Here is a 23,223-nt window from a genome sequence, read left to right on the forward strand (position 1 = left end):
TTTCAAACTTCTCCTTTAGTATAGCATGTGTTGCGCTTCCTTGGAAAAATATTTACTAAGTTGCTTATGACACGTAAAAAATAACACCTGATTTTCATGTCGAATTTCCTGCAACAACAACATAATTTCCTCCAACCGCTCCTCATCAAAATTCACAAAACTATCATCAATAATAATTGGCAAACGCTGTGTCCCGTGTAACATCTGAATCATCGCAAACCGAATCGCCAAATATAATTGTTCCTTCGTCGCCTGACTCAATTCCTCCGGGAAAAACCGCAAACCATCCCGCCTTTCCACCTGCAACCGATTCTCCGCAAACCGCACCTGCACATAGTTCTCCTTCGATAACATCTGAAAGAAATGCGTCGCGCGCGCCAACACTTTCGGCAACTTCTCTTCCTGTAACTTGCGCATAATCGTGCCAACCATCTCTTTAGCCAACTTCACACGCATCCATTCCTTCGCCATATCCTGAAAAACTTCGCGTTCCAAATAATAATGTTGCATCCGATCCGAGAAACTTTGACCATCCTCCAACGTCTCGCGTGCCAACTCTTTCTCCGCTATCGTCTTGCGATATCCATCTAACTCCGCATCTAGCGCCCGCAACCGATTCCTTTTCTCCAACACGCCAGCACTAATATCCGCCTCTTGCGACACATCACGAAGCGCCTCCAGATGACCATCCGACAACTGCGCCCGAAGCAACACAACCCGTTCCTGCCAAGCTCGCTGCTCTTCTACTTGCATCCCTTTCTTTCGAAAAGACTCCGTATCCGCAGCATTCGCGACTTCCAACAAATCCGCCCGTTCCTTCACAAGAACAGCCTTCTCCCGTTCCAAAATCGCCACTTGATTCCGCAACTGCTCCTCTTTCTCCTGCGACTTCGCAATTTCCGCCACAAAATTCTTTCGCGCCCGCTGCTTCATTTTAAGCGTTGCAATCTGTTCATCCTCCGCAAGCGACTCCATACCTAACCGCTCCACCAAGTCATCCAATCGCGCGCTCCACTCCGTCATCTTATGACGCAAAACCTCTGCATCCCGCCAGGCTTTCTGTTTACTCTCCAACACTTGCTGAATTTCACGCCAAGCAAACAACGCACTCTCCAAACGCTCACTCGGAAAATCTTGCGGTAAAACAAATAACTCGCGATACTTTTGCCATTTCGTCTCAAGTCCCGCATGATTTTGACGTAATCGCATCCGGTTTTGCTCCGAAGTCTCCACCTGAAACGCCAGATCATCCATTTTGTCATAGTTCTTCTTAAGCGCAGCACGTGCCTGTTTCTGTTCAAGAAAAGCCGCAACCTCCAGCGGATCAGTCGAACTCTGCGTCCCTTTCGAACGAACAAAACCAACCCATGCAAGAACCGCACCAATCAATAACAATCCCGCTAATCCATACAAAATCATATTTTGCATAAAACCAGCAACAATAAGCGCCAGCACAAAGGCCACTGTTCCCGTCAACGCCACCACTGGAATCGGCGCTTTCACTCGCGTATTCCGTCCTTCCACCTGCCGTTGCACCTGCTGATATTTCGCCGAAGGCCACAAATCCCGCTCCAAATCCTCACACTGTTCTTGATACTGCGCCAATTCACGTTTCTTCCAAGCAAGATCCTGCTCCTCATTCGCCAACTGCTGTGCTTGTTCCTTTGCCTCCTGCTGCAATTTCGCTAATCCTTGTTCCACAGAAGCATCCAGTCGCATCGCCAAAATCGTCTCATCCTCAGGAATCACCTTCACAGCATCAAGCATCGCAAACTGTTTGGCTTCCTTGTCTTCTAAATAAAGCGTCTCTTTATCAATCGCTGCCAACCGCTCCTGCCATTCCTGAAAAAGCGGCCAAGTCTCAAGCAACACGTCTACACTCTCAGCATCCGCATCACTCCAAAATTCACTCGCTCTTTGTTGCTCCATCAACTGCATTAAGCGTTCCTGCCACTGTATCAGCTGCGCATCCAGCTCCTTCTCGCGAGCCTCCAAATGTTCCAAACGCACAATCCCATTCGCCGGAAACGCCAAACTCCCCAGCTGCTCTATCTGCCCCTGCAAAAATCGCCATTCCTCATACACCGGCCAAGCTTTAAGCAAAGTCTCTCCGAACTCTACTGCCAACTGCAACTCCTGCCGTTGCGCCTGATTATCCGTCACACCTTGCTTCGCCTTCTCCAAATCCTCCACAATTCGCAAATATTGCTGATTATGCTGCTTCCCATCTTGATACGTCATAAACGCCTGCTTCACCACTTGCAACTGCTTGTTCAATTGCGGATTCTTCCCACTCGGCTTAAACAATTCATCCAAACGCTTCTGCAACCGCTCTTCCGCTCGAATCAACACATCCGAACCAATCGTCCCCGTCGCCAACAAATACCGTTCAAAATCCACTTCCTTCAAGTTCTGCACATTTTGCAACCCATGAATATCAAAAGAAAAAATCGACTGAAAACGCGCCCGATCCATGCCACCAAGCAATTCTTCCAAATCGCTCTCCGTGCCAGTCGAACCATCCTCAAAATAAACCGTCACATCTCCCGTTGCCTTTCCACGAAGACGCTCCACAATCACTTTCCCGCGCACATCATCTTGTAGCTCTAACTTTCCGCCATACGCCCCTTTATTCTTCGGCTCCATCCTCGGCAAACTCTGCTGCTTCGTCGGAAATCCAAATAAAACGCTATGAATAAACGCCATAATCGTGGATTTTCCAGCCTCATTTTGCCCAAAGATTAATTGAAAATCATGCAAATCCGTTATTTTCTTATTTTCCCATCTTCCGTATCCGATAATTTCTAATCCACTAATTCTCATTTGAGGTCTCCTCTAAACTGCTCCAGCATATTTTCCAGTAACTCCGCCGACTCCTCAACTAGCGCCTCACGTTCCGCCTCTTCCAAATCCTCCAAAAAGCGATTCGCCGCACCATTTGCCACCAAACTCTCCGTTGCTTGGTAAAATACCTCTTCTTGCTTCAGCAACCCCTTCGCAAGCTCCCACTCGTTCTCCAAACCAGAAGAAGCCAACCAATCCACATTCTGCAAAGGCGCCTCATAAGAAACTCGTGTCACCCAAACAAAATTCGCCTCATCCATCCACGTCTCTTGCAACATGTCCAGCCATTCACCACTATCAATCCGCTGCTTCACATCAAGACTTAACGGCACATGCGCCACTAAACGCAAACCAAGCAACACGGACTTATCCATATGCGCCGCTTCCTTCACAGCCTGCAAAGACAACTGAAACAACTTCGAAAAATCCACGTCCTCACTGATTTCAAGTGTCGCTTCTTCCCAAATAATTGGCGCTGTCTCAACAAACGTCAACTCCGCTCCCGTCTCCCGTAATGTCACAAGCGTCAAGCCCTTATCACCAGTCTCCTTACGATGCCTTCCTTGAATATTTCCCGGGAAATAAATCATGGGCTCCTCTGCCAAAACTTGCCGTAAATGAATATGCCCCAAAGCCCAATAATCCATCTGCTTCATATCGCTAACCTTAAACGGCGCATACACATCTTGCATCGCGTTCCCCGTCATTTCCGAACCATGCAACAGACCAATATGAAAATCCGCATCCCCTTGACGCTTATACTGCTGATACATCGCTTCCCGAATATGCCGTTCCCCGTAACTAAATCCATACAGATTCACACGAACGCCCGACGGACTCACAAACGTATACATTTCAAGCGTCGTATCAAAAACCGTCACATTCTCAGGTAACTGCAACCGGTCCCGATACTTCGCCACATAATCATGATTTCCATGAATCATATACACCGGAATTCCAGCCTGATTCAACCGCTCCATCTCTTTATAAAATCGGGCTTGCGCCTTAATACTTTGATCTTCCTCATCATAGATATCCCCAGCAATAATCACAAAATCAACAGCCTCACGAATCGCCACATCTATTCCTCGCGCCAAAGAAGCAAACGTACTATTCTTCAACTTCTCAAACACCGAATCTGGCAAATGACGCAACCCTAAAAACGGGCTATCCAAATGCAAATCAGCCATATGTACAAACCGAACCTCTCTCATCACGTATAGCCCTCCTTAAATTACGAATATATGTTCTATTATACCTTGAAAGCCACTGCAACACAACGATTTCCCCTTCAAAAAGAACAAAATTTCAAAAAAGCCTCCAATTATGTACCAAAACATGCTATTCTAAACATAACAGCAAAAATTAGGAGGTCATACAAATGGGCAATTGGCACCGTAGCTTCGGCGTTTACGGCGTTGCAGAAGACAACGGCAAATTACTAATGATTCAACGCGAAACCGAACCATACCAACAAAAATGGGACTTACCCGGAGGAAAACTATTAGATGACGAAACGCTCATGGATTGCCTCAAGCGCAACGTCGCAGAAATCGGCGGCAAACCAGACATCACCGCGAACCTTGGCGTCTACGATTTTCTTGTCGGCTATCCTTTCTTAGATAAACGCATTTTGCAGCATATCACGGCACTTTTCTACATGCACGTTGACTTCGCCGCAGAAAAAGCAGTACCACTTATTTTCCAAACCGAACCCGATACAAAACGCAATTTCCAGTGGGTTCCGATGCATCTTCTTACCGAAAAAAACGCCACACCAGCTGCTCTAAAAGCAATCGAGATTTTAGCAAAAGAAAAGCGCTAGACAAAGTAGGGAATTCCCTCTTCGTCTAGCGCTTTTTCCTGATTAGTCTTCTTTAATATCGTAAAGCTCTTGTAGCGGTGTCATGATAATGCGATTCAAATCATTGATAATCACGCTCATCGCTTGCTCTTTATCCATTAAATTAACAATCGCTTTATTGCTTTGTACTTCTTCTGCAACTTCTTGCGCCAAATCAATTGTCTCTTGATCGATTTCTTGGCCAGTCATTTGCTTTTCTTGAATCGTTACTTGCACGTTACGGAAACGATCGAATTTCGTTTTTGCTTCTGGATCAGCATTTACATCCGCGTATGCTTGTTTTAAATTCGTGAATTGTTCTGTGTCACGAATCCCTTTCTCTAAATCGTTTGCAATGTCATAAATATTTACAGTCATTTATTGTTCCTCCAAGTGTACGAAATTTTCTTCCACCCTCACTATATCAAATTTTGAGAACGAGGGCAAAGGTTAAAACAAAATCGCGATAACTCCTTGCAATATCCCGATGAAACCGCCTAAAAAACCACCAAGATACGTAATCATTTTCAATTCCTTGCCCGAAATGTCCAGCACAATCTGCTCCATTTCCTCCAATGAAAACGCCTCAATCTGATGCTGCACCATCTTGCCAATTTCCAGCCGCTTCATAATATCCGCGCTATGTTCCTTCGCAAAATCCAATACAGCATCCACCAAAAACGGCACGACTTTGTCCAAAATATCTTTCTCATACGGGCGAATCCAGTCCTGAACCGGCGTATCCATCCATTTCTCCAGTTGCACCGTCCGCATCACTTCTGCCACAACCTGTTCCGTGAACTTCGCTTGTTTCTCAGGCGGCATCACATCCACTAACAAACGCTCCGAGAACTGCTGCCACTCCGAAATAACCAACGCCGTCAAAACTGCCTCCGTCTCCGGTTTCCCGATAAACTTCACGACTTCCTTTTGCATCCGCGTCACAAACGTATCGTTGTTTAAAAATAAACCAACCATACCGCCGACCTTGCCATGTTCCGCCAAAATCCGCTCAATCATCAATTTAATTTGCAATTTCCCAGCATCACTCGCCGTAAACAAAGCAATTTTCTGCAATGTTTGGTTCGCCATCGCGGGAATTTTCCGAGCCAACTCCTGATCAACGACTTCTGGCAAGACTGTTTTCACCGACTGCCCATTCCGCTTTTCAAAAAATTGTTCAAGTTGACCTTGCAAAGCCACTGCCATTTTCTCAGGAACTTGATTGCCAAAATCCGTCATGTCCCATTGCGCCAAAAGCTCGTTCGGCGTTGTTTCAACTGCTAATTTCTCACGGACCATATCATTCGCCGTGTCAATTAACTCCTCGCGTAACGTTTCCTCAGACAGTTTCGCCTGTACCGCCTCATTCGTCAGCAAATGCTCCGCGACAACTTCGCCAATTTTTTCAGCTAGTTCTTCGCGGCGCTTCGGAATCACACCTGGCGTAAACGGCACGCGCCACTTGCCAATATATTTCGCTTTAAACGGACGAAAAAGCATCCGAATCGCAATAAAATTCGTCGCTGCACCGATAAAAGCACCTACAATTACCATAAATAAAATCGTCATCCAGCCTGCCAAATAAGGTCACCTTCTATATTTCGTATTGTGCTATTCATCATACGGCATTTCTCCGCATTGCACAATGCTTCTAGCCGAATTTCAGCCTAAAGTATGAACCTTATTTAGCATCCAAATTCGTCATCGCTAACGGATCAATCCAAGCCTCAAATTGTTCTGCTGTCACAAATCCCGAACGAATCGCAGCCTCTTTCAACGACAAATCTTCCGCAAATGCCGTCTTCGCAATTTTAGCCGCTTTTTCATAACCAATATGCGGGTTCAGCGCAGTTACTAACATCAGCGAACGATCCACCAGCTCCTGCATCGCGTCCTCATTCGCTTCCAAGCCTTCCAAACAATGTATCCGGAACGACCGCATCCCATCCGCAAGCAAACGCACCGACTGCAAGAAATTATAAATAATCACAGGCTTATATACATTCAATTCAAAATTCCCTTGGCTCGCGGCCACATTTATCGTCGTATCATTGCCCATCACTTGCGCCGCAACCATCGTTAACGCCTCACATTGCGTCGGATTCACCTTTCCAGGCATAATCGAACTTCCCGGCTCATTCGCAGGAATCGTTAGTTCGCCAATCCCACTTCTCGGTCCACTTGCCAAAAACCGCACATCGTTCGCTATTTTCATCAAATCAGCCGCCAAAGAACGCAGTGCCCCGTGCACAAAATTCAGTTCCCCGTGGCTCGTCAGCGCATAAAACTTATTCTCCGCCGAACGAAACGCATATCCCGTATCTGCCTCCAGATGCTTCGCTACCCGCTCACCAAAATCCGCCGTCGCATTCAGCCCCGTACCTACCGCGGTTCCACCAATCGCCAGTTCCAACAAATGATTGCTGCTCTCCAAAATAAATTTCTCCGCGTGCCGAATCATGCTTTCCCAACCGCTAATCTCCTGCCCTAACGTCAAAGGCGTCGCGTCCTGCAAGTGCGTCCGGCCAATTTTCACCATCCGCCAATATTTCTCCTTCTTCTCCCCAAGCACCCGTCGCATCTCCACCAATTCCGGCATCAAGTCTTCCGCAATCACTTCATACGCCGCAATATGCATCGCCGTCGGAAACGTATCATTCGAGCTTTGCGACATGTTCACATCATCATTCGGATGCACATCCGCGTCCGCCACAAACGCAACGACCTCATTCACATTCATGTTCGACTGCGTCCCACTTCCCGTCTGCCAAACCACAAGCGGAAAATGTCCGTCCAGTTCCCCCGTCACAATCCGATCACACACAGCCGCAATCGCCTCCGCCTTATCCTTCGCAAGCTTTCCTAAATCCGCATTGCTCCGTGCCGTCGCCTTTTTCAATCTCGCAAACGCTTTAATAATTTCCCGTGGCATTTTCTCCTCACCAATTTTAAAATTCTGTCTGCTCCGCTCTGTTTGCGCGCCCCAGAACTTGTCACCAGGAACTGCAATCTCACCAATCGTATCTCGTTCAATTCTCTCCATCATTGCTCCCCCTTACAACTATGTATTCACCTATATAAGATTACCAGCAAAAAAGGCTCGAAGCAACAATCTGCTTCAAGCCTTTCTAATTCTTATCTACCGAACGAATCCAATATATTATTGAACCCATCCGCAATCTGACCGCCGACTTCTTTCACTTTGTCAGCGCCTTTCTTGATTGTCTCGCCAGCGCCCTTCGCGGAGTCTTTCAAAGAACCCCAGAAATCGCCAGTTTGTTCAATCGCGTTGTCTTCTTGTTTCTTCTCTTCGGTCTTAGCAGACGCACTCTTCGTTCCGAAATCTACTGGTTTTTGATATTTCAAACCGCTCTTCATCACGTAATGCGCAAGTGCCGCGACACCATCAGAACTCGTTGTTTTCAAATAATGCTGCTCATCTGTTTTGTCAAAACCAATCCAGACAGAGCCGACTAGTTCTGGTGTATAACCAACAAACCATTGATCTTTCGTACCGTCTGTTGTAAAAGGTACTTGCGTAGAACCAGTCTTACCAGCCATTTCGTAGCCAGAAACACCAGCATTCGTGCCTGTACCACCGCTGTTAATAACATCAATTAGCATCGACGTCATATCTGTAGAAACTTTCTTCGAGATGATTTGTTTCGTCGATGATTCATCTTCGTAAACGACCTTACCTGTTGGGTCTACGATTTTGCGGATGATGTGCGATTCAGGTTTCTTGCCGTCATTTGCAAATGTAGCGTATGCTGTTGCCATATCTACAGGAGACACACCTTCATGCAAACCACCTAGTGTTAAACCTAGATACTCATCTTCTTTTGTTAGCTGAATGCCAAAACGCTTCACGGAATCGACACCTTTTTGTAAGCCGATTTGATCAAGTAACCAAACAGCTGGTGCATTGATGGATTTCGCTACGGCTGTGTACATTGGAACTTCCCCGCGGTACACGCCACCAACGTTTGTCGGTGTATATTTGCCATATGTTTTCTTCTCATCTTTTAGCATGTCGTCTACTTTCCAACCTGCTTCTAAGGCTGGAACATAGGTTGCCAGTGGTTTCATCGTTGAACCTGGCTGTGCTTTCATTTGTGTTGCCCGGTTAAAGCCACGGAAAACGTGTTTGCCACGACCGCCGACTAGCGCACGAACACCGCCGGATGCTGGATCCATTAAGACCGCGCCACCTTGGACGAGCGTGCCGTCTGCTGCGTTAGATGGGAATAAACTTTCATTATCAAACGTGCTTTCTAACGCTGCTTGATAGTTCTGATCGAGCTCGGTATAAATCTGATAGCCTTGTTTCATAATGTCATCTTGCGTCAAATCGGTTACTTTCAACGCCTCGTTGATAACTGCGTCCGTATACCAAGGATAGTGATAATTATCCGGATCATCGGATTTATCCGTTAGTGCCATTTTGGATGCTTGATATTCTTTTAGTTGGTCTTTCGTTATTTTGCCGTTTGTGTACATCGCACCAAGCACGATATTGCGTCTATTTATTGCTTTCTCGGCATGCGAATACGGGTCATAGGCAGATGGTGCTTGCAGAAGTCCCGCGATTGTTGCTGCTTGCGGAATGTTCAGTTCTGAGGCACTCTTTCCGAAATATTTCTTCGACGCGTTCTCGACACCCCACTCGTTATTTCCGAAATAAGAGGTGTTTAAATACATCTCTAAAATCTCGTCTTTCGAGTACGTTCGCTCAATTTCGCGCGCCATAAACAACTCTTTCGCCTTTCGCGTAAAAGTCTGGTCTTGGGTTAGTAGTGCATTCTTTGCTACTTGCTGCGTGATTGTACTACCACCACCTGTGATTCCACCAGTCGAGGCAAGTCCCCATACCGAGCGGAAAATACCTTTCACGTCAAAACCACCATGTTCATAAAAACGTTTATCTTCAATCGAAATGACAGCATTTTGTAGGTTAGGGGACATGTCTTTGATACTTACAAACGTAGCACCAGAAGATGAAAGTTCGCCCGCTTTATCATTATCCTTATCATAAATGACTGTCTTCGTTTCAATTCCCTTTTTTAAAGCATCGATGTCAGCTGATTTCGCCACAATGACTAAATATACTATGAAGAAAAGTATAAAAACCAAGCCGGCAAGTATAATTATTTTACCGATATGCTTATTCTTCCAAAAACGGCGGAACTTATTCCAACCGACCCCCAGCCACTTCTTGATAAATAGAAAGAAGCTTTTTAAATAGGTTAAGATTGTATTGTTCTTCTTGTCCACGCATATCTCCTAACTTTCTACAATAGTTTTGTCAGTAATACTCAGTTGTATACACCCATTTTACGGTAAAAGTCTTATTTCCGCCACCAACTTTAGACCGATTTTGCTTTTCCTGTTGTTATTATACACAATTTCGTAACATTATTTACGACTTTTTAATTTTATTTTTAAAATGAGGTTTTTGTCTAGGGAGAAGGGGTATTTACCTAGTGTTAACGGGAAAGGCCAAATGATTGAATCGTATATACATCGCCGTTTTTACACAAGGGCGTTATTACCTGCTTTCTTTTAGACAGATGAAAGTAACGCGTATGGGGTGCATTTTTTCAGTCTAACGAAGCAAGAAAGGATTTGGAGCATGAAGAAAAGACTTATTTACTTTTTATCGCAAAAACATATTCGCAGTTCGATGGCTGAAGCATGGGCGAAGAAGCTAGCTGTTACAGATGCCCAATTTATCAGCGGTTCTTGGTGTCATACACAGACTTCACCATTTGTTGCCGATGCGCTTCACGAGTACGCGATGGAACCACCAACAACAATGCCCGTAACCCCCAGCCAACAACTATTAAACGAGGCCGATTTAATTGTGACCATTTATGATTCCGCCTCCGAACTTGCCCCTGGTTTCCCAGCAGAATTAAAAGATAAAATCATGTATTGGGACATTAAAGATCCCGAACTAAGTATCGATGAACCAGCAAAATGGGCGCATTATCAAGAAGTTTGTGATAATATAGCTACATCGGTCAAAGGTTTAGAGAAAGTATTGCTATAGCTTACGTATCTCACTAGTGAACGTGTTCTTCATGCGTCTTGCTAGCGAGATTTTTATTATAAAAAGAGGTGAACCAACATGGAAAACTATGATGACTTAAGAAAAGGCGAACGCGGCGCTTGGCTTAGCATCATCGCCTATATTTTTTTAGCGGTTTTAAAAATTGTCGTTGGAACAGTCGGAAACTCGGATGCTTTGCAGGCCGATGGTTTGAATAATACGACAGATATTGTTGCGTCGGTAGCTCTTTTGATTGGACTCAAAATTTCGCGGATTCCGCCAGATGAAGATCATCTTTATGGGCATCGTCGGACAGAAACGATAAGTTCGCTCATTGCTTCTTTTATCATGTTTCTTGTTGGGATTGAGGTTGTGTGGCGAGCCATTGTTGCTTTTTGGCATCAAGAATTTGTTACGCCGTCTATGCTTACCGCTATTGTCGCCCTCTTTTCAGGAATTGTGATGTATGTTGTTTACTTAATTAATAATAATCTCGCCAAGAAAGTGGACAGTCAAGCGGTGAAGGCTGCGGCTTACGATAATCGTTCGGATGCGTATGTGAGTTTTGGTACATTTATCGGGATTACTGGTGCGGTCGTTGGGCTCGCTTGGCTTGATAATGTTACCGCACTACTCGTTGGCCTGCTTATCATTTACACCGCTTGGAAAATTTTCTATGACGCTGCGCATACGTTAACAGACGGTTTTGATATCGGTAAAATTCAAGCGATTCACACGATTATTGCCGATGTCCCGCAAGTCCATCAAGTGTTGGATATCAAGGCTCGGATGAATGGTAATCGCATTTGGATTGACGCCACCATTTCTGTAAAAGCAGACCTTAACGTCGCCGAAAGCCATGCCATCACAGAAAAAATTGAAACTGCCATTCGTGCCACCTATCCAAACGCCTATACGCTCGTCCATATTGAGCCCTATTTTGAAGAAAAACAATAATTTCCAAATCATCTTTATATCTTGTCTTATTCCTCCGTTTGACTTATAATTTAGATTAAGTATATTCAAGCATTTGTTGGGAGGGAAAAACACAGTGGGGCAGACAAACTAATCATCTCATTTGTACACAATTATATAACGCAACCGTTGCTCTCGTGTTACCTTACCAAGTGGCTAACCTCTTGAAAGCACACACAAAAGCAACATAACTTTAAACCTATATAGGAGGTGTTCGCCATTTCTGGTGCTGTATCAGGAGTGGCCAATCATTGATATTAACCACTAAATTTTTAATTATTGCTTTACTTATTGCAATTTCCGCTTTTTTCGTAGCAACCGAATTTGCTATCGTGAAAATGCGTCCGAGTCGTCTGGATCAGCTGATCGCAGAAGGCAATAAACGTGCCCATCTGGCCAAACATATTTACAGTCATCTAAACGCGTATCTTTCTGCCTGTCAGTTAGGTATCACGATTAGTTCACTGGGACTTGGTTGGTTAGGGGAATCCACGGTCGAAGCCGCACTTCATCCTCTTTTTGAGTTCTTTGATTTGCCAAGCTCGATTACGTCGGTACTTTCCTTTACGATTGCGTTTATTTTAATTACATTTTTACACGTTGTTGTTGGTGAACTCGTGCCTAAAACACTTGCCATCGACAAAACAGAGGCTGTCGCGTTGTCTGTTGCCCGCCCGCTTCACATTTTCTATAAAGTTATGTTTCCATTCATTTGGTTACTAAACGAATCCGCCGTTGTCATTGCGAAACTTTTCGGTCTAGAACCGGCGTCCGACCATGAAATTGCGCATACCGAAGAAGAATTGCGCATCATTGTTGGCGAAAGTTTTAAAAGTGGAGAAATTAATCAATCTGAATTTAGCTATGTAAACAAGATTTTCGATTTTGACGAGCGGATGGCTAAAGAAGTCATGATTCCGCGTACTGAAATCGTTACAGTGGATACAGGTGGTACGATTGCCGACCTTTCTGACATCATGAAAAATGAGCGCTACACGCGTTATCCTGTCATCGAAGGCGACAAAGATCATATTATTGGCGTGCTGAACTTGAAAGAAATCCTCTCTGCTTATGTAGAGAACGGTTCTGATCCACAGTTTAGCATTGACCCTTACGTAAAACCGATTATTCGTGTCATTGAAACCATTCCGATTAAAGAATTATTGATTCGGATGCAGCGCGAACGTTCGCATATCGCGATTTTGCTTGACGAATATGGCGGTACTTCGGGGCTTGTAACCGTTGAGGACATCGTGGAAGAAATCGTTGGTGATATTCGCGACGAATTCGATGCCGACGAAATCCCAGAAATCCGCAAAATCAAAGACGGCCATTTCATTATCGACGCGAAAGTCTTAATCGACCAAGTGAACAACATGCTTGGCACAGACATCGAAGAAGAAGAAGTCGACACGATTGGTGGTTGGTTCTTAACGCATAACTACGAAGTCGAAGTTGGCGATGAAATCGAGAACAACGGCTACGTCTTCCGCGTCAAAGAAGCCGAGCCACATCACATTTCTTATATTGAAGTTTTCAAGAAAGTGAAGAAGAAAGAAGCAGTCGAAGAATAAAGCAAAGCCCCCGAAACCGCTAAACAAGGATTCGGGGGCTTATTCTATTTTGATTTCGCGACTAACTCCACTTTCATTCGGTCCGGGCCTTCTGCAAAAACGGCGTAATAATCAGGTCCACCAGCAAACGGATGACGATCCTCGTACAAAATCGGTACCCCTTGCGCTCGAAAACGCTCCGTCCAATCATCCACATCGCTTCGTGTCTCCACATGAAACGCCAAATGATTCAACCCAGTATGCCCACGATGATACCCATCTTTTAAAAACCGTTCCTCGGTCTGCACGAATACCAAGTACGTTTCGCCATATATCCAGCTAACGCCCTTCTCCCATTCCGAATAAAGCGTGTATCCCAAATCTGACAGCAACACATCCCAAAATGCACGCGCCTCTGCCAAATTCGAAACGTTCAGTTCCACATGATGTAACATCACACACCAACCTTTTCTAGTTATTCGGCACAAAAGGGAAACTCGAGTGATGGACGAACAATTTAAGCGCGCCTTCCTCATTGCGATAGTAACCCATTGTATACTCTACCTTCAACTCATCATAACTATTATAATCCGTAAAGAAATAATGTCCCATTGCAAACGCCGTATTTCCATCATGGATAACTTTAAAATTCTCAAAACGAATATTGTGCCATAGTTGCAAAGCAAAGCCAACGTCCTCTGCTACAACACCACTACCAGCAAAATAAGATAGCGCTTCGTCTAAATTTGTCCGAAATGGAACCACACTGGCACGCGTCGGTTTAAACAACACATCGCGCTCACCAAAAGCATATAAAGTTGGCACAACTTCTTTTGTATATGCTTGATAATCTTCTTGATTCCGATAACGATTCCCAATTTCAATAATGGCATTTCCCCATGCGTTTTGCGCTTCTTGAATCTCTTTTTCAGTAATATTTGACATGTTATTTCTCCTTTGATTTCACATATTTTATCTATTAAAAATGTTTCAACGCTTCCCGACGACTAAGTGGCGCCAAATCGTGCGACTCCACAAACGCCAAGACCGCATTCGCATCAAATTTTGCATATTGTCGTAGCGCCCAACCAATGGCTTTTTGAATAAAAAACTCGTCTGAATCTAGCCATTTCTCACAGTTTGCAAAAAGAAGCGCTGCATCCGTCTTGTCCTTATACTTCAACTGAAACAAAATCGCCGTCCGTGCAAGCCAGATGTCGTCCCCATCAATCCATTTCGTATTATACGCTTCTATCATGTCTGGGTACAGTTGCAAATGTCCGCCAACAAGCGTGCTCGCCAGCAAATCGACCGTGTCCCACCAAGGCTCCGTCACAATCAACTGCTCATAAAAATCCAGCATCTCACGCGGCTGCTTCTTCACCACTTTGCTGAGCATATCAATCGCCATGTACCGAAATTCCCGTTCCGGCTGCCCGTACAATTCCCGCGCAACAGCAATCACGTCCTGCGGCTTCCCATGCTCCGCCACAAATTCCCGATATAACACACGACGCACCGGGCTTCGCAATCCTAGAAAGACAAACTGGTTTCGCATATACTGCTCCATCGCCTGTTTCTCGTCCGAATCCTCCCGCTCCTTCAAAAACTGAATCAACCGTTCCGCATAATTATCCATTCCTAATCTCCCCTAAGAAAACATTGCCCGTTCCTTCTCCATGCTCGCCATCATAAACGCCACATCATCCGGATCTGGCCCAACACGTTTCCCGTTCTCCAACTGTCCAATTCGCTTCATATCATCCGCATCCAGCGCGAAATCAAATATTTGCGTGTTCTCAAGCATCCGTTTCGCACTAATCGAGCGCAGCATCGTAATCGTATCACGTTCCATATGCCACCTCAAAATCACCTGATCCACATGCACCCCATGCTTCTTCGCAATCTCCGCAATTACCGGATTCTGAAACAAAGCCCCCTTCGCAAGCGGCGACCAAGCACCATGCGCAATTCCCTGCTCCGCCAAATACGTCCGCAGTTCATTTTGCGGCAAAAACGGATGCGTCTCCACCTGATCTATCGCGGGCTTCACGTTCGCCTTCACAAACAAATTCGCCAAATGATGTTCCTTAAAATTAGCCACACCAATCGCGCGCACCATTTTTTCCTCATAGAGCCGTTCCATCGCACGCCACGTCTCCGTATACATTTCCGCAAGCGGCCAGTGAATCAAATACATATCCAAATAATCGACACCAAGATTTGCTAGCGTATGCTCAAATGCTTTCAAAACCTTGTCATAGCCCTGATCGCCATTCCAAATTTTTGAACTAATAAAGAGCTCGTCACGCGCCACATCACTGCGTCCTATTGCCTCTCCGACTAGTTTTTCATTATTATATACAGCGCCCGTATCAAACGAGCGGTACCCTACCTCTAAAGCCTTCTGTATCGCGCCAGGGACATGCTGCTGATCGGTTACCTGAAAAACACCCATACCAAGATACGGAATCATCACACCATTATTTAAACGAAAACGCGATTGAAACGAATGAACCATCGATAAAACCTCCTGTTTCTTGTAGTTTATCTATACCCGCCACGCACTTCTTTCTTTAAAAATACTTAAAACTAGTATACAGAAATTACATATTATTATCCACATAAATGCCACATAAAAATATCGCTTGTGCATCAACAAACAAGATTTACCACCGAATCTCGGCATTATATTCACCACATTCGTTACGCCATAAAAAAAATTCGCTCGTACAGCCATTTTCAAAAACCCGCCAAACTGCAAATGTAACCGATTTCAACTAGTTTTTACCTATTTCGCGCTAAAAAAAAGATACCTATTGCCGCCATCCTATGTTAGTATGAATATGTGGTAAATTTCTATCCTTGTAATGATTTTTTTAAGTATATTTTCTGTAAAGATTCGCTCACTAACAACAACGAAAAAGTGGGCCCTATTATACTGGGAAAAATCACACAAAAAAGATCGGGGGAATTATGAAATGGCTTTTAAAAATAAGAAAGACCGTTTTGCTTCATTATTACATGACATGGCAGTAAATCTACGTGAGGGCGCTAACTATTTCGCTTCTTACAACATTGAAACTGGGGAAGATTTACATACTTTTTCAGAGAAAATGAAAGAGTATGAAACACATGGTGATTCATTAGTCCACAAAATGATTTTAGAACTGAACGATGCCTTCATCACGCCAATCGAGCGCGAAGACATGTTAGAACTAACAAACCGATTAGACGACGTAATGGACGGCTTCGAACAAGTTGCCTTCACATTCGAAATTTGTCATATCAAACGCTTTGACGACTACATGCAGAAATTCATCGATGCCATTGAAGCAAGCACAGTAGAAATCGAAAAAGCAGTAGACTTAGTTTTCGATAAGAAACTAAAAGACGTACGCACATTAGCTATTAAAATAAAGAATTACGAATCAATCTGTGACGAAGTATACCGCGAGTCCTTGATTCAACTTTTCCAAAACGAAGAAAATCCTATCCGCTTAATTCGGATGAAAGAAGTTTACGAAAATCTTGAAGAAATCGCAGACAGTTGTCAAAGTGTAGCCAATACACTAGAGTCAATTGTTATGAAAAACGCGTAAGGGGCCGGCTAAATGGAAGGTATGTTATTTATTACGGTTGTCATCGTTATTGCTGCATTAGCATTTGATCTTATCAACGGATTTCATGATACCGCTAATGCCATCGCAACGAGTGTATCCACAAAAGCATTAAAACCTAAACATGCAATTATTTTAGCGGCAGTGATGAACTTTGTCGGTGCGATTTCCTTCACGGGTGTTGCCAAGACAATTACGAAAGACATCGTCGATCCGTTCTCACTACCACATGGTGATCTTGTTATTTTAGCAGCACTTATATCCGCGATTACCTGGAACTTAGTGACGTGGTACTTCGGTATCCCGAGTAGTTCCTCGCACGCCTTAATCGGTTCTATTGCCGGTGGTGCCATTGCCGCAGCTGGTTTCGGCGCACTGGAATACAAAGGTTTCCTGACAATTGTAATCGGACTTATCGCATCACCATTCATCGCGTTTGGTGTCGGTTACCTGATTTACAGCATCTTCAAAATCTTTTTAAAGAATTTGAACTTGTCGTCTACAAACCGTCGTTTCCGTTATATTCAAGTTGGAACAGCCGCGCTTCAATCCTACACACATGGTACGAATGATGCGCAGAAATCAATGGGTATTATTACATTAGCCTTGATTGCAAATGGCTTCCAGCATACAGATGACGTACAATTATGGGTCCAAGTATCCTGTGCGATCGCCATGGCAGTCGGTACATCTATCGGTGGTTGGAAAATCATCAAGACAGTCGGCGGTAAAATCATGAAAATCAAACCCGTTAGTGGTGTAGCAGCAGATTTAAGTTCTGTTATTATCATCTTCGGTGCGACATTCATTCATTTACCTGTCAGCACAACACACGTTATCAGTTCTTCCATCCTTGGTGTTGGAACAGCTCACCGTGTGAAAGGCGTTAAATGGGACACAGCGCAACGCATGATTACAACTTGGGTCATCACATTGCCAATCTCAGCAGCGATTGCCGCAGCCATTTATTTCGTCTTGAAATTATTTTTAGCATAAAATATAACTCGCTCTCTCGATTTTTTCGGAAGAGCGAGTTTTTTGATGTTTTTAGTAGAAATAAAAGGGAAAAGAACCATATACAACATTTACGTCAGGAGATGAATTAATAATGCCTAGTTTCCACTTTCAAAAACCCCTAGTCCTACGAAAAAGCAACCCGATCGAAGTGAAAAATGAAAACGAAGAAATTATTGGGCGCATTGAAAAAATTTCGTCACGTATCTCATTTCAAAACAATCAGCCTCTGTACAGCTACTCCAATGAAGTGACCCACCAAGAACTAGCAACACTAACCATCGAAATCGGCTGGCTCGGCGAAGACGGTTCATCTGTTGTGTATCATAACTCCGACCCCAATTACGATATTTCCTTTAAAGAAGTACCAAATAGCAAACATAGCCTGCACATCAAAGGCGTCCACGAACAACATCGCATCGACATCATTCAAACCGAAGAAAAAGGACTGATTAAAATCCTGCTAGATCACGCGGACATCGCCCACATCGACATTGATAAATCACTATCTGGCAGCGCCGTCATGATTGAATACAATGAAACACCAACACTGCCATCAGCCTTCTTTTTGCTGTCATTCTTTATTATTCGATTAATAAAAGAGGAATTTTAACGTAGAAAGAGGATGGGACAAAACTCAAGATAAAGCAAAAACGCTGGGCTATTTACTTTGGGTAGGACGAAAAATTTTGCTATACACAAATCGAGCGAAAGCGTTTGTATTCAGGGCGTTTGGTGGAAGCCGGAAGCGGAGCATACTGGTGTATGTGAGAACCGGAAGTCCGCCAAACGCCCTGAATGCGAGCGCTTGCCGCCGATTTATTTGGGTTATGTCCCAGACTCTTTCGTTTTTACATCTCGTCTTCCATACTTCTCATTACCTTGTCTAGCAGAACATCTGAATGTCGCCCTAGAATTTCCGGATTATTATGTACCTGAATAAAACCCTCTATTCCTAAATTAGCAAACTCAATCTCATCTTCCGGTGAAAACAGCCCGCCAATCCCCTCTTCCAACACTTGAAAAAGATCATCTAATTGGCGTAACGGCCGGACATCTGGTTCATCTTCCAATCGTTTCTGAAATGCCTTTAACTCTCTATCCACAAGCTCATTCACCCGACGTCGATCCTTTCTTTGCAACATCGGTTCATCCGTTTGCGCATCATAAGCCGCTTTACTTTTAGCAACAAAAAATTCCATACATAAAATGGTTCCGTCGAATACACCTTTAGCATCGTTTAGAAATTCAACTTCCTGTATTACAAGTTCGTATTCTTTCTCCATTCGTACCACACCTTTTTGTTTAGATTTCTACTCTGCTACATTGTAACATCTAATCGCTTACTCCGTCACCAGAAAGCGAGGCATACAGCAATCCCGATTTTTATTAAAAACACTATTGCATAATTACTCAAATTAATGTATTATTATATCTATCGAAAGAAGGTATTAATTCTATGTTCATCTTTGTATTTATACATGAAAATGCATAAAACACCGAGATGATATACATTACAAAGGAGTGTATACATGTTTAAAGGGCAGTTTTATCTTAAGTTAACCGCTATATTTTTTATATTCATGATTCTATTTGCTAGTTTTTCTCCCGTTTTGGCTGCAGAAAAAGATACGTCGCTAGCAGATATACAAAAAAGAGGCAAACTCGTGGTGGGCCTATCCGCTGACTATCCGCCGTATGAGTTCCACAAAACAATCAAAGGCAAAGACACATATGTTGGATTTGATATTAGTATTGCGAAGAAAATCGCCAAAGATATGGGCGTTGATTTAAGTATCAGCGAAATGGACTTCGACAGTCTACTACCAGCTTTGAAAACTAATAAAATTGATGTAATTATCTCAGGAATGTCTCCAACACCTGAGCGTTTAAAAGAAGTAGATTTTTCTGATCCATACATGACTGTTCAGCAAAAAGTGGTTATCAGAAAAGAAGATAAAGATAAATTTCAATCTACAACTGATTTTCATGGCGCAAAAGTGGGCGCACAGAAACAATCAACACAAGAAGCTCTAGCACAAGATGAGCTAACAGGTGCTACTGTAAAATCATTATCCAAAGTAACCACCTTAATGTTAGAGTTACAACAAAAAAAACTGGATGCGGTTGTTCTAGAAGGTCCAGTTGCTGACGCCTACATCACACAATATAATGATTTAATGATTTCTGATGTGAATTTTGTAAACGGTACGAAACAAACTGCAATTGCTATGAATAAGGGAACAACTTCTCTACAAAAAAGTATTAACACATCTTTAAAAGAAATTAAAGATAAAGGGCTTTTAAAGCAATACCAAGAAGAAGCAAGTAAAGCAATGTTCAAAGAGGGTAATTTCTTTACTCAATATGGCTCTTATTATTTAAAAGGGGCGCTATATACAATTGGTATCGCAGCCATTGGAGTATTTTTCGGGGCCATTATTGGTGCTCTAATTGCTCTTATGAAATTATCTCCAACAAGATGGTTACGTTGGCCCGCTAACTGCTATATCGAATTTCTGCGTGGAACACCCCTCCTCGTTCAAATTTTCTTAGTTTACTTCGGTACCACTGCTATCTTCGCAGGGTTGAACCTACCAGCAATTGTTGCTGGGTGCATTGCTCTGTCACTAAACAGCGCTGCTTATGTGGCAGAAATTATCCGTGCTGGAATCATGGCTGTTGATAGGGGGCAAGAAGAAGCTGCACGTAGCCTTGGTATGACAAAAGCTGCAAGTATGCGTTACATCATTCTGCCACAAGCTATCAAGAATATTTTGCCAGCGCTTGGTAATGAATTTATTACGGTTATTAAAGAGTCATCCATGGTATCAATTATCGGTATCGGTGAATTGATGTTTATGTCTGGCGTCGTTGCTGGAGCGAGTCTAAATGCCTTCCTTCCATATGCCGTTGCCGCAGTCATCTACTTCATCCTAACATTCGGTCTATCAAGACTCCTAGGTGTAGCTGAAAGGAGAATGAGAACAAGTGATTAAAGTAAACCAACTACAAAAACATTTCGATAAATTAGAAGTATTAAAAGGCATCGATATTGAGGTCGCACAAGGCGAGGTGGTCGTAGTCATTGGCCCCTCAGGATCAGGAAAAAGCACATTCTTACGCTGTCTTAACCTACTCGAACAGCCAACTGGCGGCGTCATCGAATTCGAAGGTACCAACCTCACAGACAAAAACGTCAACATCAACGAATTGCGCCAACGCATGGGCATGGTTTTCCAAAGCTTCAACTTGTTTCCACATAAAACCGTGCTTGAAAACCTAACATTGGCACCGCTAAAAGTCAAAGGCGAAACCGCAGAATCCGCGAAAAAACACGCCTTGGAATTGCTAGACAAAGTAGGCCTTGCTGACAAAGCAGGTAGCTACCCATCTTCCCTATCTGGTGGGCAGAAACAACGTGTGGCAATTGCTCGTGCTCTAGCGATGAATCCCGATGTTATGCTTTTTGACGAACCAACATCTGCGCTTGATCCAGAAATGGTTGGCGAAGTGCTTCAAGTAATGAAGAGCCTGGCTAAAGAAGGTATGACAATGGTTGTTGTAACACACGAAATGGGCTTTGCCAAAGAAGTAGCCGATCGCGTCATTTTCATGGACGGTGGCTACATTCAAGAAGAAGGCACGCCAGAACAAATTTTTACACACCCGCAAAACGAACGAACACAAAGTTTCCTCGGAAAAGTGTTATAATAAACAAAAAGTGGAATGCAAACATACGCGCATTCCACTTTTATCTACATATGGAGGTTTTAAAAAAATGAACGCATCTAATTTAGCAAAAAAATACCAACAAGCTCCCGTCAATATTCTGTCTCAAATCACGACCATCGCGAAAACGACACCAAATCTCATCGACTTCTCGATTGGCGACCCTGATTTAATTACCGATCAAGCCATCATCGAAGCCTCATTCGTTGACGTACGTGGCGGACAAACAAAATACACTGAAGCATCCGGTGACATCGAGCTTTTAGAAGCCATCGCGAATTATTACAAACGAACATACGATTTAGCATTTGAAACGAACGAAATCCGCGCCACAGTCGGTGCGTGCCACGGTATGTATCTGGCATTACAAGCCATCATTGACGCAGGCGACGAAGTAATCATTCACGAACCGTACTTCACGCCATACAAAGATCAAGTTTTAGCGGCTGGCGGTGTGCCCGTTTTTATCCCAACCTATGAAAAAGACGATTTTGCGATCAATCTAGATATTTTAGCAGCAGCCATCACCGACAAAACCAAAGCCTTGATTCTAAATTCACCAAACAACCCAACAGGCGCCGTTTTCTCCAAAGAAGTCTTCCAGAAAATCGCCGAACTTGCCGAAAAACACAATTTTTATATCCTATCCGACGAAGTATACGATGGCTTCAGCTTCCAAGAAAAATTCACTCCAATGGCCACATTCGCGCCAAAGCACACCATCACACTCGGTAGCCTCTCGAAAAACTTCGCGATGACAGGCTGGCGCATCGGCTACATGATCGCTGAGAACTACATCATCGAAACCGTCAAATCCATCAACGAAGGCATCACCTTCTCCGCCCCGACACCGTCCCAGAGAGCCGCGATACACGCTCTAAACGGCGCCGAAGGATTCATACCTACCGTCACAAAAACATTCCAAGAACGGCTCGAATACGTCGACAAACGCGTCTCTGAAATCCCGTACTTGTCCATGCGTCCCGCCAAAGGAACCATCTACGCCTTCATCAACATCAGCGGCTCCAGCATGACCTCCGTCCCATTCTGCGAATACGTCCTGAAAGAAACACAAGTCCTGCTAATTCCTGGCCTTGCGTTTGGAGATACAGGCGATAATTACGTCCGGTTAGCCGCGACGCAGAGTTTGGATGTGTTGGAAGAAGCGTTTGATCGGTTGGTTAAGTTGACGTTTTGATTTGAAGACGAGATCAAAATTGAAGGATAAGTATGACTTTTATAATGAAACAAGCTATCGATCTAAAACTGTTTTTCTATCCTAACTAAAGGTAGAAGAATAAATTATAGGTCGATAGCTTATTGGGGTCTCATGGGACAAAATGGACTGTCATGCTCATCTGAACTATTCCCTTTTCCATACATAAGGCGTAAATCTTTTTGTCATTAAGATGGTCTACTTGGCAGCATCGGTACTTCTTGTTCTTTTTGTAAGGTGTCCGTGGCGCGGTCGTAGATTTTAGCTGTGATTTGGCTGGTGACACTTGGCACTCGTCCAGCCATGTTGATGGTGAAGGTACCGCTACCTTCTAGCACCGTGTAATTATTTTTGCGCACGCCATCGACCCA

The 23,223-nt window shown here is 43.9% G+C and carries 22 protein-coding genes; 10 read left to right on the forward strand and 12 right to left on the reverse strand.

Translation table 11 applies throughout. The annotated features are described in order from the left end of the window. Window positions 1-15: 15 nt before the first annotated feature. Together EP57_RS00535 and EP57_RS00540 are read right to left on the reverse strand one after the other, a co-directional pair. Window positions 16-2,823 carry an ATP-binding protein gene (locus EP57_RS00535; RefSeq protein WP_036083131.1) on the reverse strand — a complete coding sequence of 936 codons (2,808 nt, stop codon included), beginning with the start codon at window positions 2,821-2,823 and terminating at the stop codon, window positions 16-18. Beyond that, complete coding sequence (locus EP57_RS00540; protein WP_036083133.1) at window positions 2,820-4,058, reverse strand: metallophosphoesterase family protein; 1,239 nt, start codon at window positions 4,056-4,058, stop codon at window positions 2,820-2,822. Before EP57_RS00540 ends, EP57_RS00535 begins: the two co-directional genes overlap by 4 nt. A 167-nt stretch (window positions 4,059-4,225) precedes the next feature. Between EP57_RS00540 and EP57_RS00545 the strand changes: the two genes are divergently transcribed. After that, window positions 4,226-4,669, forward strand: coding sequence for an NUDIX domain-containing protein (locus EP57_RS00545; RefSeq protein ID WP_052167450.1), 444 nt, complete (start codon window positions 4,226-4,228; stop codon window positions 4,667-4,669). A gap of 42 nt (window positions 4,670-4,711) precedes the next feature. Here EP57_RS00545 and EP57_RS00550 read toward each other — a convergent pair whose 3' ends face one another. The 4 genes from EP57_RS00550 to EP57_RS00565 form a co-directional block, all read right to left on the reverse strand. After that, a complete protein-coding gene (locus EP57_RS00550) occupies window positions 4,712-5,065 on the reverse strand; it encodes a YlbF/YmcA family competence regulator (protein ID WP_036083135.1) in 354 nt (117 codons plus the stop codon). A gap of 72 nt (window positions 5,066-5,137) precedes the next feature. Beyond that, window positions 5,138-6,271 (reverse strand): DUF445 domain-containing protein, encoded by a 1,134-nt coding sequence (locus EP57_RS00555; protein WP_052167451.1) that lies wholly within the window; start codon window positions 6,269-6,271, stop codon window positions 5,138-5,140. 100 nt (window positions 6,272-6,371) lie between these two features. Next, on the reverse strand, window positions 6,372-7,733 hold the full coding sequence (fumC, locus tag EP57_RS00560; protein WP_036083137.1) for a class II fumarate hydratase: 1,362 nt from the start codon (window positions 7,731-7,733) through the stop codon (window positions 6,372-6,374). A 92-nt stretch (window positions 7,734-7,825) separates the two neighbouring features. Further along, window positions 7,826-9,964, reverse strand: a complete 2,139-nt coding sequence (locus EP57_RS00565; protein ID WP_036083138.1) for a transglycosylase domain-containing protein — start codon at window positions 9,962-9,964, stop codon at window positions 7,826-7,828. A 358-nt stretch (window positions 9,965-10,322) separates the two neighbouring features. Between EP57_RS00565 and EP57_RS00570 the strand changes: the two genes are divergently transcribed. The 3 genes from EP57_RS00570 to EP57_RS00580 all read left to right on the forward strand — a co-directional run bounded on the left by EP57_RS00570 (window position 10,323) and on the right by EP57_RS00580 (window position 13,291). Then, window positions 10,323-10,742, forward strand: coding sequence for an arsenate reductase/protein-tyrosine-phosphatase family protein (locus EP57_RS00570; protein WP_036083146.1), 420 nt, complete (start codon window positions 10,323-10,325; stop codon window positions 10,740-10,742). Between the two features lie 78 nt (window positions 10,743-10,820). Further along, window positions 10,821-11,699, forward strand: a complete 879-nt coding sequence (locus tag EP57_RS00575; protein WP_036083149.1) for a cation diffusion facilitator family transporter — start codon at window positions 10,821-10,823, stop codon at window positions 11,697-11,699. Window positions 11,700-11,968: 269 nt separating this feature from the next. Beyond that, window positions 11,969-13,291, forward strand: coding sequence for a hemolysin family protein (locus EP57_RS00580; protein ID WP_036083151.1), 1,323 nt, complete (start codon window positions 11,969-11,971; stop codon window positions 13,289-13,291). 44 nt (window positions 13,292-13,335) lie between these two features. Here the strand turns inward: EP57_RS00580 and EP57_RS00585 are convergent, their stop codons facing one another. Genes EP57_RS00585 through EP57_RS00600 form a run of 4 tightly spaced genes read right to left on the reverse strand, consistent with a single transcriptional unit; the run spans window position 13,336 to window position 15,791 of the window. Next, the gene (locus EP57_RS00585) at window positions 13,336-13,725 is read right to left on the reverse strand and encodes a VOC family protein (RefSeq protein ID WP_036083152.1); all 390 of its coding nucleotides are present in this window, start codon (window positions 13,723-13,725) and stop codon (window positions 13,336-13,338) included. Window positions 13,726-13,741: 16 nt separating this feature from the next. After that, on the reverse strand, window positions 13,742-14,215 hold the full coding sequence (locus EP57_RS00590; RefSeq protein WP_052167452.1) for a hypothetical protein: 474 nt from the start codon (window positions 14,213-14,215) through the stop codon (window positions 13,742-13,744). Window positions 14,216-14,249: 34 nt separating this feature from the next. Then, window positions 14,250-14,909, reverse strand: coding sequence for a DNA alkylation repair protein (locus tag EP57_RS00595; RefSeq protein WP_036083154.1), 660 nt, complete (start codon window positions 14,907-14,909; stop codon window positions 14,250-14,252). A 12-nt stretch (window positions 14,910-14,921) separates the two neighbouring features. Next, window positions 14,922-15,791 carry an aldo/keto reductase gene (locus EP57_RS00600; RefSeq protein ID WP_036083156.1) on the reverse strand — a complete coding sequence of 290 codons (870 nt, stop codon included), beginning with the start codon at window positions 15,789-15,791 and terminating at the stop codon, window positions 14,922-14,924. Window positions 15,792-16,251: 460 nt separating this feature from the next. Between EP57_RS00600 and EP57_RS00605 the strand changes: the two genes are divergently transcribed. The 3 genes from EP57_RS00605 (at window position 16,252) to EP57_RS00615 (ending at window position 18,517) form a co-directional block, all read left to right on the forward strand. Continuing rightward, complete coding sequence (locus EP57_RS00605; protein WP_036083158.1) at window positions 16,252-16,872, forward strand: DUF47 domain-containing protein; 621 nt, start codon at window positions 16,252-16,254, stop codon at window positions 16,870-16,872. A 12-nt stretch (window positions 16,873-16,884) separates the two neighbouring features. Beyond that, window positions 16,885-17,886 carry an inorganic phosphate transporter gene (locus EP57_RS00610; protein WP_036083160.1) on the forward strand — a complete coding sequence of 334 codons (1,002 nt, stop codon included), beginning with the start codon at window positions 16,885-16,887 and terminating at the stop codon, window positions 17,884-17,886. 112 nt (window positions 17,887-17,998) lie between these two features. Beyond that, window positions 17,999-18,517 carry a hypothetical protein gene (locus EP57_RS00615; RefSeq protein WP_036083162.1) on the forward strand — a complete coding sequence of 173 codons (519 nt, stop codon included), beginning with the start codon at window positions 17,999-18,001 and terminating at the stop codon, window positions 18,515-18,517. 238 nt (window positions 18,518-18,755) lie between these two features. On the opposite strand, the gene EP57_RS00620 is transcribed toward EP57_RS00615, so the two are convergent. Then, window positions 18,756-19,190, reverse strand: a complete 435-nt coding sequence (locus EP57_RS00620) for a hypothetical protein (protein WP_036083163.1) — start codon at window positions 19,188-19,190, stop codon at window positions 18,756-18,758. Window positions 19,191-19,436: 246 nt separating this feature from the next. Here EP57_RS00620 and EP57_RS00625 point away from each other — a divergent pair, with 246 nt between their 5' ends. The 3 genes from EP57_RS00625 to EP57_RS00635 all read left to right on the forward strand — a co-directional run bounded on the left by EP57_RS00625 (window position 19,437) and on the right by EP57_RS00635 (window position 22,834). Continuing rightward, entirely contained in the window at window positions 19,437-20,903 is a 1,467-nt protein-coding gene (locus EP57_RS00625) for an ABC transporter substrate-binding protein/permease (protein ID WP_036083164.1), read from the forward strand. After that, window positions 20,896-21,618 carry an amino acid ABC transporter ATP-binding protein gene (locus tag EP57_RS00630; protein WP_036083165.1) on the forward strand — a complete coding sequence of 241 codons (723 nt, stop codon included), beginning with the start codon at window positions 20,896-20,898 and terminating at the stop codon, window positions 21,616-21,618. The genes EP57_RS00625 and EP57_RS00630 overlap by 8 nt, the downstream gene beginning before the upstream one ends. A gap of 67 nt (window positions 21,619-21,685) precedes the next feature. After that, window positions 21,686-22,834, forward strand: a complete 1,149-nt coding sequence (locus tag EP57_RS00635) for a pyridoxal phosphate-dependent aminotransferase (protein WP_036083167.1) — start codon at window positions 21,686-21,688, stop codon at window positions 22,832-22,834. Window positions 22,835-23,040: 206 nt separating this feature from the next. Here EP57_RS00635 and EP57_RS16890 read toward each other — a convergent pair. Continuing rightward, window positions 23,041-23,223: hypothetical protein (locus tag EP57_RS16890; RefSeq protein ID WP_036083169.1), on the reverse strand; the 183-nt coding region annotated here is incomplete at its 5' end.

The organism is Listeria booriae, from assembly GCF_000766865.1.
Classification (GTDB): Bacteria; Bacillota; Bacilli; order Lactobacillales; family Listeriaceae; genus Listeria_A; species Listeria_A booriae.

Coding starts and splice junctions, on each gene's coding strand:
- EP57_RS00535 (WP_036083131.1), bottom strand. CDS start 2,823: ATGAGAATTAGTGGATTAGAAATTATCGGATACGGAAGATGGGAAAAT.
- EP57_RS00540 (WP_036083133.1), bottom strand. CDS start 4,058: ATGAGAGAGGTTCGGTTTGTACATATGGCTGATTTGCATTTGGATAGC.
- EP57_RS00545 (WP_052167450.1), top strand. CDS start 4,226: ATGGGCAATTGGCACCGTAGCTTCGGCGTTTACGGCGTTGCAGAAGAC.
- EP57_RS00550 (WP_036083135.1), bottom strand. CDS start 5,065: ATGACTGTAAATATTTATGACATTGCAAACGATTTAGAGAAAGGGATT.
- fumC (WP_036083137.1), bottom strand. CDS start 7,733: ATGGAGAGAATTGAACGAGATACGATTGGTGAGATTGCAGTTCCTGGT.
- EP57_RS00570 (WP_036083146.1), top strand. CDS start 10,323: ATGAAGAAAAGACTTATTTACTTTTTATCGCAAAAACATATTCGCAGT.
- EP57_RS00575 (WP_036083149.1), top strand. CDS start 10,821: ATGGAAAACTATGATGACTTAAGAAAAGGCGAACGCGGCGCTTGGCTT.
- EP57_RS00585 (WP_036083152.1), bottom strand. CDS start 13,725: ATGTTACATCATGTGGAACTGAACGTTTCGAATTTGGCAGAGGCGCGT.
- EP57_RS00590 (WP_052167452.1), bottom strand. CDS start 14,215: ATGTCAAATATTACTGAAAAAGAGATTCAAGAAGCGCAAAACGCATGG.
- EP57_RS00595 (WP_036083154.1), bottom strand. CDS start 14,909: ATGGATAATTATGCGGAACGGTTGATTCAGTTTTTGAAGGAGCGGGAG.
- EP57_RS00600 (WP_036083156.1), bottom strand. CDS start 15,791: ATGGTTCATTCGTTTCAATCGCGTTTTCGTTTAAATAATGGTGTGATG.
- EP57_RS00605 (WP_036083158.1), top strand. CDS start 16,252: ATGGCTTTTAAAAATAAGAAAGACCGTTTTGCTTCATTATTACATGAC.
- EP57_RS00610 (WP_036083160.1), top strand. CDS start 16,885: ATGGAAGGTATGTTATTTATTACGGTTGTCATCGTTATTGCTGCATTA.
- EP57_RS00615 (WP_036083162.1), top strand. CDS start 17,999: ATGCCTAGTTTCCACTTTCAAAAACCCCTAGTCCTACGAAAAAGCAAC.
- EP57_RS00620 (WP_036083163.1), bottom strand. CDS start 19,190: ATGGAGAAAGAATACGAACTTGTAATACAGGAAGTTGAATTTCTAAAC.
- EP57_RS00625 (WP_036083164.1), top strand. CDS start 19,437: ATGTTTAAAGGGCAGTTTTATCTTAAGTTAACCGCTATATTTTTTATA.
- EP57_RS00635 (WP_036083167.1), top strand. CDS start 21,686: ATGAACGCATCTAATTTAGCAAAAAAATACCAACAAGCTCCCGTCAAT.